The organism is Cellulomonas sp. FA1, from assembly GCF_000986825.1.
GTDB lineage: Bacteria > Actinomycetota > Actinomycetes > Actinomycetales > Cellulomonadaceae > Cellulomonas > Cellulomonas iranensis.
This window is the reverse complement of record NZ_LBMY01000001.1, coordinates 2846954-2863930: the sequence shown is the minus strand read 5'-3', so window position 1 is coordinate 2863930 and position 16977 is coordinate 2846954. Positions and strand designations below refer to the sequence as shown.

The 16977-nt window shown below is 74.1% G+C and carries 17 protein-coding genes; 9 read left to right on the top strand and 8 right to left on the bottom strand.

Translation table 11 applies throughout. The features are described 5' to 3' along the window. Positions 1-10: 10 nt before the first annotated feature. A complete protein-coding gene (gene ectB / locus GY42_RS12865) occupies positions 11-1267 on the top strand; it encodes a diaminobutyrate--2-oxoglutarate transaminase (protein ID WP_046529635.1) in 1257 nt (418 codons plus the stop codon). Between the two features lie 81 nt (positions 1268-1348). Next, positions 1349-2323 carry a DMT family transporter gene (locus GY42_RS12860; protein ID WP_046529634.1) on the top strand — a complete coding sequence of 325 codons (975 nt, stop codon included), beginning with the start codon at positions 1349-1351 and terminating at the stop codon, positions 2321-2323. A 33-nt stretch (positions 2324-2356) separates the two neighbouring features. On the opposite strand, the gene GY42_RS12855 is transcribed toward GY42_RS12860, so the two are convergent. Then, positions 2357-2566: a hypothetical protein gene (locus tag GY42_RS12855; protein WP_152667319.1), complete on the bottom strand. Its 210-nt coding sequence runs from the start codon at positions 2564-2566 to the stop codon at positions 2357-2359. Positions 2567-2736: 170 nt separating this feature from the next. Between GY42_RS12855 and GY42_RS12850 the strand changes: the two genes are divergently transcribed. Beyond that, entirely contained in the window at positions 2737-3285 is a 549-nt protein-coding gene (locus tag GY42_RS12850) for a hypothetical protein (RefSeq protein WP_152667318.1), read from the top strand. On the opposite strand, the gene GY42_RS12845 is transcribed toward GY42_RS12850, so the two are convergent. Together GY42_RS12845 and GY42_RS12840 are read right to left on the bottom strand one after the other, a co-directional pair. Further along, a complete protein-coding gene (locus GY42_RS12845) occupies positions 3278-4246 on the bottom strand; it encodes a pseudouridine synthase (protein WP_046529631.1) in 969 nt (322 codons plus the stop codon). The genes GY42_RS12850 and GY42_RS12845 overlap by 8 nt on opposite strands. Before the next feature lie 137 nt (positions 4247-4383). Next, positions 4384-5787: an endo-1,4-beta-xylanase gene (locus tag GY42_RS12840; RefSeq protein ID WP_046529630.1), complete on the bottom strand. Its 1404-nt coding sequence runs from the start codon at positions 5785-5787 to the stop codon at positions 4384-4386. A gap of 447 nt (positions 5788-6234) precedes the next feature. Between GY42_RS12840 and GY42_RS12835 the strand changes: the two genes are divergently transcribed. Further along, complete coding sequence (locus GY42_RS12835; protein WP_175578563.1) at positions 6235-7077, top strand: SMP-30/gluconolactonase/LRE family protein; 843 nt, start codon at positions 6235-6237, stop codon at positions 7075-7077. Positions 7078-7125: 48 nt separating this feature from the next. Here the strand turns inward: GY42_RS12835 and GY42_RS12830 are convergent, their stop codons facing one another. Beyond that, entirely contained in the window at positions 7126-7311 is a 186-nt protein-coding gene (locus GY42_RS12830) for a hypothetical protein (protein WP_046529629.1), read from the bottom strand. 51 nt (positions 7312-7362) lie between these two features. Next, the gene (locus tag GY42_RS12825; protein ID WP_046529628.1) at positions 7363-7962 is read right to left on the bottom strand and encodes a VanZ family protein; all 600 of its coding nucleotides are present in this window, start codon (positions 7960-7962) and stop codon (positions 7363-7365) included. Between the two features lie 208 nt (positions 7963-8170). Between GY42_RS12825 and GY42_RS12820 the strand changes: the two genes are divergently transcribed. Beyond that, positions 8171-8968 (top strand): hypothetical protein, encoded by a 798-nt coding sequence (locus GY42_RS12820; RefSeq protein WP_152667317.1) that lies wholly within the window; start codon positions 8171-8173, stop codon positions 8966-8968. An 18-nt stretch (positions 8969-8986) separates the two neighbouring features. On the opposite strand, the gene GY42_RS12815 is transcribed toward GY42_RS12820, so the two are convergent. After that, positions 8987-10027 carry a LacI family DNA-binding transcriptional regulator gene (locus GY42_RS12815; RefSeq protein ID WP_046529626.1) on the bottom strand — a complete coding sequence of 347 codons (1041 nt, stop codon included), beginning with the start codon at positions 10025-10027 and terminating at the stop codon, positions 8987-8989. A 188-nt stretch (positions 10028-10215) separates the two neighbouring features. Here GY42_RS12815 and GY42_RS12810 point away from each other — a divergent pair, with 188 nt between their 5' ends. The 4 genes from GY42_RS12810 to GY42_RS12795 all read left to right on the top strand — a co-directional run bounded on the left by GY42_RS12810 (position 10216) and on the right by GY42_RS12795 (position 15165). Then, complete coding sequence (locus GY42_RS12810) at positions 10216-11529, top strand: ABC transporter substrate-binding protein (protein WP_046530951.1); 1314 nt, start codon at positions 10216-10218, stop codon at positions 11527-11529. A gap of 64 nt (positions 11530-11593) precedes the next feature. Further along, a complete protein-coding gene (locus GY42_RS12805) occupies positions 11594-12538 on the top strand; it encodes a carbohydrate ABC transporter permease (RefSeq protein WP_046529625.1) in 945 nt (314 codons plus the stop codon). A gap of 13 nt (positions 12539-12551) precedes the next feature. Next, positions 12552-13451: a carbohydrate ABC transporter permease gene (locus GY42_RS12800; RefSeq protein WP_046530950.1), complete on the top strand. Its 900-nt coding sequence runs from the start codon at positions 12552-12554 to the stop codon at positions 13449-13451. Between the two features lie 79 nt (positions 13452-13530). Further along, a complete protein-coding gene (locus tag GY42_RS12795; RefSeq protein WP_046529624.1) occupies positions 13531-15165 on the top strand; it encodes a GH39 family glycosyl hydrolase in 1635 nt (544 codons plus the stop codon). Positions 15166-15248: 83 nt separating this feature from the next. Here the strand turns inward: GY42_RS12795 and GY42_RS12790 are convergent, their stop codons facing one another. Together GY42_RS12790 and GY42_RS12785 are read right to left on the bottom strand one after the other, a co-directional pair. Further along, the gene (locus tag GY42_RS12790) at positions 15249-15764 is read right to left on the bottom strand and encodes a hypothetical protein (RefSeq protein WP_152667316.1); all 516 of its coding nucleotides are present in this window, start codon (positions 15762-15764) and stop codon (positions 15249-15251) included. 132 nt (positions 15765-15896) lie between these two features. Then, a complete protein-coding gene (locus GY42_RS12785) occupies positions 15897-16967 on the bottom strand; it encodes a glycoside hydrolase family 43 protein (RefSeq protein WP_046529622.1) in 1071 nt (356 codons plus the stop codon). Positions 16968-16977: the final 10 nt, after the last annotated feature.

The window sequence follows — 16977 nt, the reverse complement described above, 5'->3', positions numbered from 1 at the left end:
GGGGAGCACCGTGAGCGCAGCAGCCAGCACGATCGAGTCCGAGGTCCGCACCTACAGCCGCAGCTGGCCCGTCGTCTTCGTCAGCGGGCGCGGCAGCCGCCTGCACGACGACCGGGGCCGCGCCTACCTCGACTTCTTCACCGGTGCGAGCGCCCTGAACTACGGGCACAACCACCCGGTCCTCAAGCGCGCGCTGCTCGACTACCTCGAGGGCGACGGCGTGACGCACAGCCTCGACATGTTCACGAGCGCGCGCAGCGCGTTCCTCGCCGAGCTCGACGCCCGCGTGCTGCGGCCCCGGCACCTCGACTACCGCGTGCAGTTCCCCGGCCCGACCGGCACGAACAGCGTCGAGGCGGCGCTCAAGCTCGCGCGCAAGGTCACCGGGCGGCAGACCGTGGTCGCGTTCACGGGCGCGTTCCACGGCATGTCCCTGGGCGCGCTCGCGGTCACCGGCAACGCGGGCAAGCGCGCAGGCGCGGGCGTGCCGCTGGGCGCGACGTGGCGGCTGCCGTACGACGGGTTCGCGGGCGGCGAGGTGTGCGGCCTGACGCTCCTGCGGACGATGCTCGACGACAGCAGCAGCGGGATGGACCTGCCCGCGGCGGTGATCGTCGAGACCGTGCAGGGCGAGGGCGGTGTCAACCCCGCGCGCTTCACGTGGCTCGCCGACCTCGCCGACCTGTGCCGCAGCCGCGGGATCCTGCTGATCGTGGACGACATCCAGATGGGCTGCGGCCGCACCGGTCCGTTCTTCAGCTTCGAGGGTGCGGGCGTCGTCCCCGACATCGTGTGCCTGTCGAAGTCCATCAGCGGCTACGGCCTGCCCATGGCGCTGACGCTCTTCCGGTCGGAGCTCGACGTCTGGCAGCCCGGCGAGCACAACGGGACGTTCCGCGGCCACAACCCGGCCTTCGTCACGGGCCGGGCCGCGCTCGAGGAGTTCTGGGCGGACGACATGCTCGAGAAGCAGACGAGGGTGCGCGAGCTGCTGATGCGTGAGCACCTGGGCGCGCTCGCGCGCGAGCACGCGCCGCACGTCGTGGACGTCCGGGGCCGCGGCCTGGTGTGGGGCGTGGGCTTCGCGGACCCGCGGCTCGCGCGCGCGGTCGCGGACGAGGCGTTCGCGCGGGGCCTGCTGGTGGAGACGGCCGGCTCCCGGGACGAGGTCGTCAAGCTCCTGCCGGCGCTCACCACGACCGACGACGAGCTCGCGGAAGGGCTCGACGTGCTGCGCGCCGCGATGCTGGCGGCCGTGCGTGCGTGACCGGGGGTGCGGGACCATGGCGGCGACGGCGGTGCGGCGCCGCCGCGCGGACGGCGCGGCGGGCGCGACGGAGGGGGACGCGTGACGACGAGGTCCGCGGGGCCGTGGGTCGGGGTGCTGTGCGGCGTGGGCGCGAACCTCGTGTGGGGGCTCGCGTTCCTGGTGCCCGTCGTGCTGCCCGGCGTGCCGTCGCTGGCGCTCGCCCTGGGGCGCTACCTGTGCTTCGGGGCGGTGTCGGTGGTGCTGCTCGCGGTGACGTGGCGCACGGCCCTCGCGGGCGTCGGGGCGCACGCGTGGCGCACCGCGGCGGTGTTCTCGGTGACCGGGCACCTGGGGTACTACGCGCTGCTGGTGCAGGCGATCCGGTGGGCGGGCGCCCCGATCGCGACGGTCATCATCGGCCTGCTGCCCGTCTCGATCGCGCTCACCGGGAACTGGGTGCGCCGTGAGCTGCCGTTCGCGCGCCTGGTGCTGCCGCTGGCGCTCATCGTGTGCGGCCTGACGCTCGTGTACGTCGTCGAGCTCGACTGGCAGAGCGTCGTGCAGGGGAGGTCGGGCGCCGACTGGGCGCTGGGGATCGCGGCCGCCGTCGGCGCGCTCGCGCTGTGGACGTCGTACGCGGTGCGCAACGCCCAGTTCCTGCGCGAGCACCCGCACGTCTCCTCGACCACGTGGTCGACCATGATGGGCGTCTGCACGTTCGGGCTGTCGCTCGTCGCGACGCCGCTCGTGCTCGCGAGCGGTGCGGTCCGCGTGGACGCCGCGGACCAGGTGGGTCCGCTCGTGCTCGCGAGCCTGCTGCTGGGCGTGGTGGTGTCGTGGTTCGGCACCGTGCTGTGGAGCCGGTCGTCGGCCCTGACGCCGATCTCGCTGGCGGGGCAGCTCGCGGTGGTGCAGGTCTGCGCCGGCCTGGCGTACGTGTTCGCGTGGGAGGGCCGCCTGCCGCCCCCGCTCGAGCTCGGGGGCTTCGTGCTGGTCGTGGCCGGGGTCGTGACGGTCATCCGCAGGGCCCGCACCGTCCCGGCGCCGCCCGCGCGGGTGGCCGTCCGGCCCTGACGCGCGCGCCGTCGCCCGGGCCCCCGACGCACGTCAGCGGGGTGCGGCGTCCGACGCCCTCTCGAGCCGCTCGATCCGCGCGTCGACCGCGTCGAGCCGGTCGTGCACGTCCCGTCGTGCGACGTCCGCCCGGATCTCGGCGACCCGGCGGCGGTGCTTCAGGACGGTGTCGACGACCGTCGCGGTGCCCCCGACGACGACGGCGAGCAGGGCGACCCAGACGAACCAGAGCACGGGATCCATGCACCTCACCCTCTCCCGGGCCTCCTGGGCGGGCAACCGCGTCGCGCGGGCCGGGCGGGCGCCGCGGCCGGGTCGCCCGGGCACGCGCCTCGCCCTAGCCTGGCGGGGGCAGGAGGGCGGGTCGCGCCCGGCACGGGGCGACCGCCGCGGAGCGGCAGGGGGTGGTCGCGGTGCGACGACGGACGGGACGCGCGACGGCGCGCGGGGTGGGTGCGGCGGCGCTGCTGGTGGGCGCGGCGGCGGCCCTCACGGGGTGCGCGTCGAACGCCGCGATCACCGACTACGCGGGCGTGCCCGTGGTGCGCGTGCTCGAGACGCGCGAGGCGACGGCCGGCGGCCTCGAGGACGACGGCGACCAGGAGCCCGGCGAGGTCGAGGGTGCGCTCGAGAACGAGCAGGGCGACGTGCAGGACGTGCGCTTCGTCGAGCAGGAGCTCGAGGTCGAGCCCGGGCAGGCGGCGGCCACGTACCTGGAGGACGGCGTGAACTTCGCCGTGGTGCTGTGGGGCAGCTCGACGTGCCCGCCCGTGGGGGAGCGCCTGCACGTGCTGCCCGACGAGCCGAACGCGGTGCGCATCGACCTGCGCGAGATCCCGCCGGACCGCCCCTGCACGATGGACCTCGTGCCGCACACCACGGTGTTCGGGACGAAGACGAGCACGGTCGAGCCGCTCGTCATCCACGTGGGCGACGAGACGATCGAGCTGCCCGTCAAGTAGCCGCCCGGGCCGTCACGTCGCCCGGGGGGTCCGTGTCCGGCACGTCGCCCGTCAGCGGGACGTCGCGCACGCTGCGGAACTCGCGCCGCCGCCCGTCGACCGGGTCGTCGAACGCGAGCTCGGCGGCCAGCAGCTGCAGCGGGTGGCGGAAGTCGTCGAGGTCCACGTCGCGCTCGACGGGGTACAGGGGGTCCCCGACGATCGGGATCCCGAGCCCGGCCAGGTGCAGGCGCAGCTGGTGCGTGCGGCCCGTGCGGGGGTGCAGGCGGTAGACCCCGAGGCCGTCGTGCTCGCGCTCGAGCTCGACCGTCGTCTCGGCGTTGACGGGCGCGCCCGGCACCACCTCGGCCTGCACGGTGCCCCGCACCTTGCGGATGTGGTTCCGCACGACGACGGGCAGCGCGAGGTCGGGCCGCAGCGGTGCGAGCGCGCGGTACGTCTTGTCGACCGCGCGCCGCTCGAACGCCGTCTGGTACGGCGCGCGCCAGCGCTGCTCGGTCGCGAGCAGCAGGAGCCCCGACGTCCCGCGGTCGAGCCGGTGCAGCGGCGACAGCTCGGGCAGGCCCAGCTCGGCGCGCAGGCGCACGACGACGCTCTGCACGATGTGCCGGCCCCGGGGGATCGACGCGAGGAACGGCGGCTTGTCGACGACCACGAGCCGCTCGTCGCGGTGCACCACGTGGACCGTGCCGGGCACCACGGGCTCGTCGCGCAGCACGCGGTGGAACCACACGTGCCGCGCCGCCACGAACGGCTCGTCGTCGCGGACCGCGCGCCCGTCGGCGTCGACGAACTCGCCGGCCGCGAGCATGCCCGCGACGTCGACGTGCTCCGGCAGCCGGTCGCGCAGCCACGCGCCCATGGTCGGCCACGCGTCGGGCGTCCCGCGCCGCGGCGGCGGCGTGCACAGGTGCGCGGGGGCCAGGCCGTGGCGCGCCGGGAGCGGGGGACGGAGCGGCACGCGGTCGATCGTAGGTGCGGGGGCCGACGACGGTGGAGGCGCGCCCCCGCGGGCACGACGACGGCGCCGCACCCGCGGGGGTGCGACGCCGTCGTGGTCACCGGCCGGGTCGTGCCCGCCCGGTCAGGAGGGTGCGGTCAGGCGCAGCTCAGCGCACCCGCCGCGGGGGCGTTGCCGTTGCCGATGAACCCGAAGGTCGTCGACTGGCCCGCGGCGACCGTGCCGTTGTACGGCGCGTTGCTCACGACGCCGCCGGACAGCACGCCATTCCACACGTTGTTCGAGCTCACGCCGGACGGCAGCGTCACGCGCCACCCGGTGAGGCCCGCGGACCCGGCCGTCACGGTGACGGTGGCCTGGTAGCCGCCGCCCCACGAGTTCGCGATGGTCAGCGCCGCGGAGCACGCCCCGCCCGGGTTCTGCGTCGGGGTCGGCGTGGGCGTGGGGGTGACCGTCGGCGTCGGGGTGGGCGTCGGGGTCGTGGTGGGCGTGGGGGTCGGCGTGGGCGTGCCCGTGCCGCCCGCGTTCAGCGTGTTGAGCGTGGTCGTGTAGGCGGCCTTCTTGTTGCCCGAGCCGTCGAACAGCAGCGGCGTGCCGCTCGCGCGCCACGAGTCGGTGTCACGCACGCCCCACACCGTGATGCCCGTGCAGCGCGACACGTTGAGGCACGCCTGCACGACCTTGCGGTAGTTCTCGGCCTGCGCCGAGCCCGAGCCCTCGATGTCGAGCTCGGTGATCTGCACGTCCACGCCGAGCGCCGCGAAGCTCGAGAGCGTCGTCTGGTAGTTGTTCGGCACGGGGCTCTGCGGGTTGAAGTGCGACTGGAAGCCCACGCAGTCGATCGGGACGCCGCGGGCCTTGAAGTCGCGGACCATGGTGTAGACGGCCTGCGTCTTGGCGTGCGTCCAGTCGTCGGTGTTGTAGTCGTTGTAGCAGAGCTTGGCGCCCGGGTCGGCCGCGCGTGCGGCGCGGAACGCGGCCTCGATCCAGTCGTTGCCGGTGCGCTGCAGGTTCGAGTCGCGGCGCGCGCCCGACGAGCCGTCGGCGAACGCCTCGTTGACGACGTCCCACGCGTAGATCTTGCCCTTGTAGTGCGTCGCGACCTGCGTGACGTGGTTGAGCATCGCGTTGCGCAGCGCCGTGCCGGACATGTTCTGCATCCAGCCGGGCTGCTGCGAGTGCCACGCGAGCGCGTGCCCGCGCACCTGCTTGCCGTTCTGCAGCGCCCAGTTGAGGATCCGGTCGCCGTTCGTGTAGTTGAACTGGTTCTGCGACGGCTCCGTCGCGTCCATCTTCATCTCGTTCTCGGCGGTGATCATGTTGAACTCGCGGTTCGCGATGGTCGAGTACGTCGAGTCGTTGAGGCGTTGCGCCGCGATCGCGGTGCCGAAGTAGCGCCCGCTCTCGGCGGCGGCCGCCTGGAGCGTCGAGCCCGCCGCCTGCGCGCTGCCGGCGGCGACGCCGGTCACCACGAGCGTCAGGACGGCGACGGCGGCGGCAGCACGTGCGCCGCGCCCGCTCCCACGTCGGAGCTTGGTCATCGTTCCTCCTTGGTCGGCCGGCCGCGGGATCAGCACTGAACCGGCCGGCAGGGGGACTCACTGTCCGACCCGGGAGGAAGGGCGTCAACGAACATAAACGCTACAGATCCGCAACTTTCGCCCGATCGTGCGAGGGGGAGGGGCGTCCACCGGGCGCCCGGACGGCGCGACGTGGCGCCCGCGCGCGGCGCGCAGCCGGTGGCGCACCGGTGACGCCGCCCCGGGAGCCGTCGATAGTTGTCGACGCGGGCCCGGTCCGGGAGGCGTGCGGCGTCGCGGCCTCCTGACGGCCGCAACGCCGCACGCGACCGCCGGGCCGGCGCGCACGGCGCGGGCCGCACGGCCCCCGGTAGCGTGGCCCGGCGTGCGTGCCGCCCGCGCCGGCACCAGGCTCGGGACGCACCACCGCCCGACCCCGCACCCCGCCCGACCCACCCCAGGAGCACCGTGCTGCGAGCCGAGCAGGTCACCGACGCCGTCGCCTACCACGGCGAGGGCCCGTGCTGGTCGCCGACCTGGGGCGGCCTGCGGTTCGTCGACCTGCTCGCGGGCGACCTGCTGACGCTGCGCGACGACGGCACGGTGGACCGGCTGCACGTCGGCGAGATCGCCGCGTTCGTGCGGCCGCGCACGCGCGGCGGGTACGTCGTGGGGCTCGCGCGCGGGATCGGCCTGGCCGACGCCCCCGACGCGCTGCCGACGCCGCTGCCGGAGCTGTGGTCCGACCCGGGCGTGCGCATGAACGAGGGCGGCTGCGACGCCGCGGGTGTGCTGTACGCGGGCTCGATGCCCTACGACGCGGCCCCCGGCGGTGCGACGCTCTACCGGATCGCACCCGACGGCGACGTCGAGGTCGTGCTCGACGACGTGACGATCTCCAACGGCGTCGACGTCTCGCCCGACGGCACGCTCGCCTACTACGACGACACCCCCACGGGCCGCACCGACGTGTTCGACGTCGTCGACGGGCGCCTGACGCGCCGGCGCACGTTCGTCGACCACGGCGACGCGAGCCCCGACGGCCTCACGGTCGACGCCGCCGGCAACGTCTGGGTCGCGCTCAACGGCGACGGCCTGGTCCGGTGCTTCTCGCCGCGCGGCGACGTGCTCGCCGAGGTCGAGGTGCCCGTGCGCCTCACGACCGCGTGCACGCTCGGCGGCCCCGACCTGCGCGACCTGTACGTCACGACGTCGCGCGAGAACCTGGACGACCCCGAGCCCGCGGCCGGCGCGCTGTTCCGCGTGCGCGTCGACGTGCCGGGGCGTCCCGTGCTGCCGTACGGCGGCTGACCGCCCCGCCGGGGGCCGGCAGCCGCGGGCTCGGACGGTCTGACGCGGTCAGACCGTCGACCCGCCGCGCGACGACGGTCCGCGCAGCTTCCACCACCCGTACGCGACCGTGAGCGCGAGCAGCACGAGCCCGACGCCCGAGAGCCAGAGCAGGCCCTTGACGACGGCCCCGAGGACCGACAGCAGGAGCCAGACGAGGGCGAGCAGGACGACGACGGTGAGGATGCGCTTCACGCGCCCACCGTCGCACGGCTGCGGCGGCGCGGCACGTCGGGCGGCGGGTGCTCAGCGCCCGGCGGGCGACGGCTGCGCGGCGGGCTCCACCGGCCACGCGTCGACCCCGGGTGCGGCTGCGGTCGCCCACCGGCCCGACGCGCGCCCCGCCCGCACCAGCAGGCCGACGGCGGCACCGACGGCGACGCCCGTGAGGTTGTCGACCAGGTCGGCGGAGTCGCACACGCGGCCGAGCGCGGGGGCGGCGTACTGCACGGCCTCGATCAGCAGCGGCAGCGCCGCGGTCGTCAGGAGGGCCGCACGCGCGAGCCGGCGGTCCCGCACGAGGCCCGACAGCAGCGCGAGCGGCACGAGCAGGACCACGTTCGCGGCGCGCTGGTCGAACACCAGCAGGTCGCCCACGCCGAGCGGCGACCACGAGTCGAGCGCGCACACGGGTGCCGTGCCGGCCGTGGCCGGGCGCGGGCTGAGCGTGAGCGACAGCACGACGCCGAGCGCCGTGAGCCAGGCCGCCACGTCGAGCGGCGGTACGCGCAGCCGGCGCGCGAGGGGCAGGGTCGCCGCCGCGACGACCAGCACCGTGACGGCGAGGCCGGCGGGCGCGTTCGGCGTCTGCTGGAACAGCGTGTCGAACCACACGGCCGCGCCCACCCCCTCTCGTCGACGACGGCACCGCGCCGCCTCGTCGAGGCTAGGTGCGGCCGTGACGCCGCCGGATCCGCCCGTGGTCGGGACATGCACGCGCGGGGTACGTCGCAGGGATGAGACGCGTGCGTTCGAGTGAAGTCGCGGGTGGTTCCGTGCGACGACGGGTGACGGCGGCGCGCGGGGAGGTGACGCGCGTGTCAGCATGGCGGGCGTGCAGGGAGCCCGTGCGTACGACGTCGTCGTGGGCGCGGACCGCGCCCACGCCCACCGCCCCGACGGGCCCGCGCCCGTGCCGGCCGGCTGGGCAGGGCCCGAGGGGCCCGCGATCGACCCCGCCACGTGGCCCCGGTCGCCGCGCACGCGCCAGCCGATGATCCACTGCGCGACGCTCGAGCTGCCCCCCGAGTACCGCCGCCGCAGCCCCGACCTGGTGGCCGTGTCGGTGTTCGAGTGGGTCGACGAGACGGGGTTCCTCCCCGCGCCCGCGTTCGTCACGGAGGCGCTCGCGGACCCGGCGCCCACCGACCCGTTCTGGCAGGACGTCGCGGGGTCGCGGCCGCACGAGCACGCGCACGTGCTGTGCGACCAGGACACGGGCTGCTTCTACGCGGTCGTGCTGCTCACGCGCGACGAGCTCACGGGCCCGCGCACGGCGCGGCCGCGCCTCAACCCCGTGGTGGACGAGACCGAGCACGTCGACCCGCCCGCGCGCGAGCGGTTCGGGCTGTTCGGCGACCTGTTCCTCGTCGAGCGCGACGACCCGAACGCGGGGCGCGTGCCCGTGGACTGGCCGGAGGACGGCGACGACGGGTACGTCAAGGTCGACGACTGCTTCGAGCGGTTCTCCTTCACGCACCTGGGCGGCACGTTCATGGACCCGTTCGGCATGGGCAACCGCACCGCGTCGCCCTGGTACCTCGAGCTGCACCGCCTGGGCGGGCTGTGGGTGGGCGACGACGAGAACCTGCTGGTCGACCTCGCGGCGGACGAGCCGATCGTCCACCGCTGACGCGGGGTCGGGCCGCGCTCATCCGCCCGTGGGGCCGGTGGACCCCCGCTCGACGAGGGTCGTGACGAGCTGCACCTGACGTGACGCGGGCTGCGTGCCCGCGGCCAGCGCGAGCACGGTCTCGACGGCCATGCGGCCCATGCCGGTGAGCGGCTGGTGCACGGTCGTGAGCTGCGGGGTGGTCCAGGTGGCCTGCGGGGTGTCGTCGAACCCGACGACGCTGAGCCGCGCGGGCACGGGCACGCCGCGCTCGCGGGCGGCGGCGAGCACGCCGACCGCGATCTCGTCGTCGCCGCACACGACCCCCGTCGGTGGCTGCGCGGCGGCGAGCAGCTCGAGCCCGCAGCGGTACCCGGCGTCGACCGTGAACGGGACCTCGTGCACGAGGCTGCGGTCCACCTCGACACCCGCCTGGTCGAGCGCCGCGGCGTAGCCGTGGAACCGCTCGCGCGACGCGGCCGACGCGGCGGGGCCGCCGACCCACGCGATGCGCCGGTGCCCGAGGCCCAGCAGGTGCGCGGTGGCGGTGCGGCCGCCCTCCCAGTTGGTGGCGCCGATGCTCACGACCGAGTCGTCGCGGACGCCGACGGGGTCGACCATGACGAACGGCAGGTCGGCCTCGGCGGCGGCGGCCAGCAGCGCGTGCGCGCCGCCGAGCGTGAGGCCGACGACGCCGACGACGCCCGCGGCGACCTGGGCGCGCACCCAGGCCCGCGCGACGTCGGGGGTCTCGCGGGCCGGGCGCTCGGGCGCGACGCGCACGAGCAGGTCGGTGCCCGCGGCGTCGGCGGCGGCGAGCACGCCCTGCAGGACGTGCGAGATGTAGGGCGACTCGAGGTTGTCGAGCACGGCGGCGAGCGAGCCCGACCGGGTGGGGGCGGGTGGTTCGGTGCTGGGCCGGTAGCCGAGCGCGGCGACGGCCTCCTGGACGCGCCGCCGGGTGTCCTCGGCGACGTCGCTGCGGCCGTTGAGGGTCTTGGAGACGGTGCCCTTGGAGACGCCGGCGCGTGCCGCGACGTCGTCGAGGGTGATGCGTCCCCGGGGTGCTCTGCCCGCCATGCCCGCCTCCTGCGAAATTGTTTCGACCCTATCGGTCGTGGCCGCTGCGCCGCAATCCCGGAGCATCACGCGGCGAGGGTTCCCCTTGACCCGCGTCGTGACGCCGCTGTACGGTCGCCGCGCACCAAAACGTTTGCGAAATTGTTTCGATCGAACGTCTCTCGACGACGAGAGTGGAGGAGGACCCCATGCGGCTCCGCACCAAGGCGAGGCTCGCGCCCGTCGCCCTCGTGGCCGCCGCGGCGCTCGCGGCCTGCTCGACCGGCGGCGGCACGCCCGACGACGCGGCCGACGGCGAGGTCGGCGGCAAGATCACCGTCTGGAGCTGGGACGGCACGATCGAGCGCGCGGTCGACGGCTTCGAGGACGCGCACCCCGGCGTCGAGGTCGACGTCGTCAACGCGGGCTCGTCGTTCGACCAGTACCAGGCCCTCGACAACGCGATCCAGGCGGGCTCGGGCGTGCCCGACCTCGTGATGATGGAGTACTTCGCGATCCCGTACTTCGCGATCCCCGGCAAGCTCGCCGACCTCACGCCGTTCGGCGCCGACGAGCTCGAGGACGACTTCGTCGCCTCCGCGTGGAACCACGTGAGCGTCGACGACGGCGTCTACGCGCTGCCGTCCGACTTCGGCCCCGCCGTGATGTTCTGGAACCAGGACGTCTTCGCGCAGGCCGGCATCACGCAGGCGCCCGCCACCTGGGACGAGTACTACGAGGCCGCGAAGGCGATCCGCGCGCTCGGCCCCGACCACTACATCGCGCAGGACTCGAACGACCTGTTCTTCCTGCTGTCGCTCATCTGGCAGGCCGGCGGCCGGCCGTTCCAGGTCGACGGCACGACGGTCTCGATCGACTTCACCGACGAGGGCACCGCCAAGGCCGTCGCGTTCTGGCAGAAGATGATCGACGAGGACCTCGTCAACACCGAGATCGCCGCGTGGTCCGACGACTGGAACCGCGCGCTCAACGACGGCTCGCTCGCGTCGCAGAACATGGGCGGCTGGCTCACCTCCACGCTGCCCGAGCGCGCGCCCGACGCCGCCGGCGCCTACCGCGTCGCGCCCATGCCGCAGTGGGAGGCCGGCCAGCAGGTCGGCGCCGAGAACGGCGGGTCCGCGTTCGGCATCCCCGACGCCGCGGGCAACAAGGCGACGGCCTACGCGTTCCTCGAGTACGTGACCCACGGCGACGGGCTCGACCCGCGCGTCGAGGCCGGTGCGTTCGTGCCCAGCACGCGCGTGCTCGAGAGCGACGAGTTCCGCGCGACCGAGAACCCGTACTTCGGCGGGCAGCGCACCGGCGAGGTGCTCGCCGACGTCGCCGCCACCACCGCGACCGGGTGGCAGTACCCGCCGTTCTTCGAGTGGGCGCGGTCCATCTACGAGGACATCGCCTCGCCGCTGTACAGCTCGGGCCAGGGCACGCTCGCCGACGTCCTCGAGACGTGGAAGAAGCGGATGGTCGAGTACGGCAACGAGCAGGGCTTCGAGGTCGACTGAGCCGCCGTCGGGCGTCGCGAGGGCCCGTCCCCGCGACGCCCGGCCCACCCGGGAGGAGCAGCACATGAGCGCCACCGTGCGCGCACCGCAGGTCCCGCCCGCCGCGGCGGAGGACCTGCCCGCCCCGCGACGCCGGCGCCGCCGCGGACGGCAGGTCGGCTGGGCGTTCGTCGCGCCGTTCGGCGCGCTGTTCGCGGTCGTCTTCCTCGTCCCCATCGGGTACGCCGCGTACCTGAGCCTGTTCCAGGACCGCCTGGTCGGCGGCCGCACGTTCGCCGGGCTCGGCAACTACGCCAAGCTCATGGGCGACGAGCTGTTCTGGGACGGCGCCGGGCGCGTCGTGCTGTTCACGGCCGTGCAGGTGCCGGTCATGCTCACGCTCGCGATGGCGCTCGCCCTCGCGCTGGACTCGCGGCGGCTGCGCGGCGAGCGCACGCTGCGCGTGTCGATCTTCCTGCCGTACGCCGTGCCGGCGATCGTCGCGACGCTCATGTGGGGCTTCATGCTCGGCATCCGCTACGGCCTGGTGCGGGACCTCAACGACTGGCTCGGCTGGTCGCTCAACCCGTTCCAGCCCGGCACGACGCTCATCTCGATCGGCGTCATGGTGACGTGGGCGTTCACGGGCTACAACATGCTGATCTTCTACAGCGTGCTGCGCGCCGTGCCGCACGAGCTGTACGAGGCCGCCGCGATCGACGGCGCCGGCCAGTGGCGCGTGATCCAGGCGATCAAGCTCCCCGCGATGCGCGGCGCCCTGGTCGTCACGGTGATCTTCTCGATCATCGGCACGTTCCAGATCTTCAACGAGCCGCAGATCCTGCCGTCGCTCGTCGCGAACAGCGGCATCACGACGCACTACACGCCGAACCTCTACGCGTACCACCTCGCGTTCACGGGCTCGCAGCAGGGCTACGCCGCGGCGCTCGCGCTCGTCATGGCGGCCTTCACGATCGCCATCGCGTACGCCGTCCAGATCCGGGGCATGAAGCGTGCCCTCGACCAGTGACCCGGGGATGACCATGACCACGACCGCACCGCCGCGGCCCCGCAACCGGCCGCTGCACACCATCGCGAACCCGCGCAAGAGCCTCACGCTCACGCTCGTCACCGCGCTGTTCGCGCTCTACTGCCTGCTCCCGCTCGTCTGGCTCGTCGTCAACGCGACCAAGACCCAGCCGGACTTCGTCACGACCCCGGGCCTGGCGCCGGGGCACTCGTTCGCGCTGCTCGACAACATCGGGCAGGTGTTCACGTACAACGGCGGGATCTTCGTCCGCTGGCTGCTCAACACCCTGCTCTACGTGGTGGTCGGGGCGTCGGTGTCGACCGCGCTCGCCGCGCTCGGCGGGTACTCGCTGGCCAAGCTGCGGTTCACGGGCAAGCGCGCGTTCCTGTTCGTCGTGCTCGGGTCGATCTCGGTGCCGGGCATCGCGCTCGCGATCCCGCAGTTCCTGCTGTTCGCGCAGCTCGGGCTGACCAACACGCCGTGGGCCGTGCTGCTGCCGTCGTTCCTCAACCCGTTCGGGCTGTACCTCATGTGGGTGTTCGCGGCCGAGGCCGTGCCGGGCGGGCTGCTCGAGGCCGCCGAGATCGACGGCGCCGGGCCGTTCCGGACGTTCTGGCGGATCGGCGTGCCCCTGCTCGGGCCCGCGACCGTCACGGTGCTGCTGTTCTCGGTCGTGTCGATCTGGAACAACTACTTCCTGCCCTTGATCATGCTCAAGGACCCCGCGTGGTACCCGCTGACCATCGGCATCAACCAGTGGAACAAGCTCGCGTCGACCGCGGGCAACGGCGAGCTGCTGCAGAATCTCGTCATCACGTCGTCGCTGCTGACGATCGTGCCGCTCATCCTCGCCTTCGTGTCGCTGCAGCGGTACTGGCAGTCGGGCCTCGCGCTCGGCGCCGTCAAGGGATGACGGCCCGGCGCCGGGGCGCCGACGCGCCCGCGCCACCCGCACCGCCCGCCGGACCACCCGCCCGAGGAGAGATCCCCGCATGACCGACCTCACGCCGACCCCCGCCCGCCACCGCGTCGACGGCGCGACCCCGCAGGAGCGCCCGCTGCGCCACGTGTGGAACGCGTGCCTCGGCGCGGGCCGCGCCAACGAGGCGCTGCGCGCCGACTGGCAGGCGCACTTCCGCGAGGCCGTCGAGGTGCTCGGGGCCCGCACCGTGCGGTTCCACGGCATCTTCCACGACGACATGTTCGTGTACCGCGCGACGTACGGCGGCGGCTTCGGCCCCGACAACGTGCTGCCCGAGCCGGTGATCACGTTCAGCTACGTCGACAAGGTCGTCGACTTCATCCTCGACGTCGGCGCGCGGCCGTTCGTCGAGCTGGGGTTCATGCCGCGCGCGCTCGCGACGCAGACCGAGACGCTGTTCTGGTGGAAGGCGCACTGCAGCCCGCCCAACGACATGGGCGCGTGGGCCGAGCTCGTGCGCGCGACCGTGCAGCACTGGGTCGACCGCTACGGCGTCGACGAGGTGCGGCAGTGGCGCTTCGAGGTGTGGAACGAGCCGAACCTCGTGCCGCACTTCTGGACCGGCACGCGCACGCAGTACTTCGAGCTGTACGAGGCGACCGTGCGCGCGGTGCGCTCGGTCGACGACCGGCTGCTGGTCGGCGGGCCGTCGACCAGCGTGTTCGTCCCCGACGACCGCTACAGGGGCGAGGTCGAGGACCCGACGCGCACGCACGGCACCGCCGCGGCCGCCGACGTCGACGCGCTCGACTGGCAGCCCGTGTGGATCGAGGAGTTCATCGCGTGGTGCGCCGAGCGCGACCTGCCGGTCGACTTCCTCACGACGCACCTGTACCCGACGGACTTCGCGTTCGGCGCGAACGGCGAGGTGCGGCACATCCGCCGGCACGTCGACGCGACGCCCGACGACCTCACGACGATGCAGAAGATCATCGCCGCGAGCCCGTACCCGGACGCCGAGCTGCACATCACCGAGTGGTCGACGTCGCCGTCGAGCCGGGACCGCATGCACGACACGCTGTTCGCCGCGACGTACGTGACGCGTGCGTTCCTGCGCAGCGCGGACCTCACGGACTCGCTCGCGTACTGGACGTTCACGGACGTCTTCGAGGAGGGCGGCGCGGGCCTCGGGCCGTTCCACGGCGGGTTCGGCCTGGTCAACGAGCAGGGTCTGCACAAGCCGACGTTCCACGCGTTCGCGATGCTCGCGCGCCTGGGGGACACGCTGCTGCTCGACACCGACCACGGCGTGGTCACGCGGGACTCGACGACCGGTGACGTCGCGGCCGTGCTGTTCAACTACCCGGCCGACATGGGCCGCCGTCCCGTCGGCTCGGCCGACTCGTACGCCGAGACGCGTGCGCTCGCCGAGGTCGGCCCCGCGCGGCGCGTGCGGCACACCGTCGACGGCCTGGTGCCCGGCGCGCGGTACGCGGTCGAGCGCGTCGACTGGGAGCACGGCAACGTCGCCGAGGCGTGGCACGCGATGGGCGAGCCGCTCAACCTCACGCGCGAGCAGACGGCGCGGCTGCGCGCGGTGGCCGACGACCTGTGGCGCACCGAGCTGGTCGTCGACGCCGACGGCGTGCTCGACATCGACCTCGAGCTGCCTGCGTGGGCGGTCGCGTCGGTGACGCCGGCCTGACGGCGGGCGTCCGGGGGGCGCGACGGACGACGGCGGGCGACCGGGGGAGGGCGCCCGCCGTCGTCGTGCGTCGTGCACCGGGTTCAGCCCCGCGCGTCCGGCGCCGGCTCTCGCCGCGACCGTGCGGCGGTCAGCCGGTCGACCCAGTCGCCGACCGGTCCGATCCGCGCGGTGTCGCGCCACGTGAGCCACGCAGCGGCGGCACCGAGCACGACGCCCGCGGCCGCGTACGCCGCCAGGTCCACGGGCCGCGGGTCGGACAGGACGAGAGACCCGACCACGACGACCGCGACGCAGACGACCCCCGAGGTGACGGCGCTCGCGCGCCTGCCGCCGCGGGAGACGCGGAGCGCGAGGCAGACCGCCGCCGCCCAGGCGAGTCCGATCACGACGAACGCGGGGACCATGACGACCAGCCAGGCGGCCAGCGTCATGAGGAGGTATCCCTGGTCGGCAACGCCCGGGCTGGACGGCGTCGACTGCCACGGGGTCAGCGCGGGGACGATCGTGAGGGCGACGTACGTCAGCCACGTGCGCAGCGGCCAGCGCCACGAGAGCGACAGGAAGGCGCGCAGCGCGTCGGGCACCCCGGAGCTCACAGGGGGACCCTCTCACAGGTCCGTGCGTCCGTGGGGTCGGGGCGCGACCGGCGACGCCGCGTGCCACCCTCGACGCATGACGACGACGGTGTTCGTGAGCACGCGCGTGGCCCGAACCTGACCCGCGCGCTCCTAGGCGCTCGCGTCCGCGAGCGCGTCGACCGAGGAGGCGGGGGACGCGTCGTCGCCGGCCGTCGGCAGCCCGGAGGGCGGGAGCACGTCGGTCGTCGTGGGCACGGGGCGGTCGTCGGGGACGGGCACGCCCCACACGGGGGTGCCGTCGGCGTCGAACGGCAGGACCTGGGCGCGCGCGTGACGGTTGGGGTCCCACAGCGGGTCGCCCTCGATCCGGGTGTACGTGCGGGCGTGGTAGACGAGCACGACGTCGCCGTCGGGGGTCGTCGTGAACGAGTTGTGGCCGGGGCCGTACTGGCCGTGGTCGGGGTGGCTGACGAACACGGGGTCGGGGCTCTTGGTCCACGACGCGGGGTCGAGCAGGTCGGCGTCGGTCGAGGCGGTGAGCAGACCCATCGCGTACTCGGGGCCGGTCGCGGCGCCCGAGTACGTGAGCAGCACGCGGCCCTCGCGGACCAGGACCGACGGACCTTCGTTGACCCAGAACCCGGCGGTCTCCCAGTCGTGCTCGGGGCGCGTGAGCAGCACGGCCGGGCCGGCGAGCGTCCAGGGGTTCGCCATGGGGGCGATGTAGAGGTTGGAGTTGCCGCGGATCGTGACGTCCTGCTGCGCCCAGACCAGGTACTGCGTGCCGTCGAGCACGAACGACGTCGCGTCGAGCGCGAACGACTCCCAGCCGGTGTCGACCTGCCCGCGCTCGACCCACGTGGGCGCGAACGGGTCGGCGCTGCGGTTCTCGAGCACGTAGACGCGGTGGTTGAACGTCTCGGCGGCGCCGGGGGCGTCGGCGCGGACGCCCGCGTCGGGCGCGGCGGCGTAGTAGACGTACCAGGCGTCGCCGACGCGGTGGAGCTCGGGCGCCCAGATCAGGTGCGACTGCGGCCCGTCGGCGTGACGCTCCCAGATCGTCACCTCGTCGGCGGCCTGCAGGTCCGCCAGCCGCTCGGCGCGTCGCAGCACCACGCGGTCGTAGGCGGGGTGGGAGCCGGTGAAGTAGTACTGCCCGTCGTGGCGCAGGACGCACGGGTCGGCGCGCTGCAGGACGATCGGGTTCGGGATGTGCGTCACGGCTTCTCCA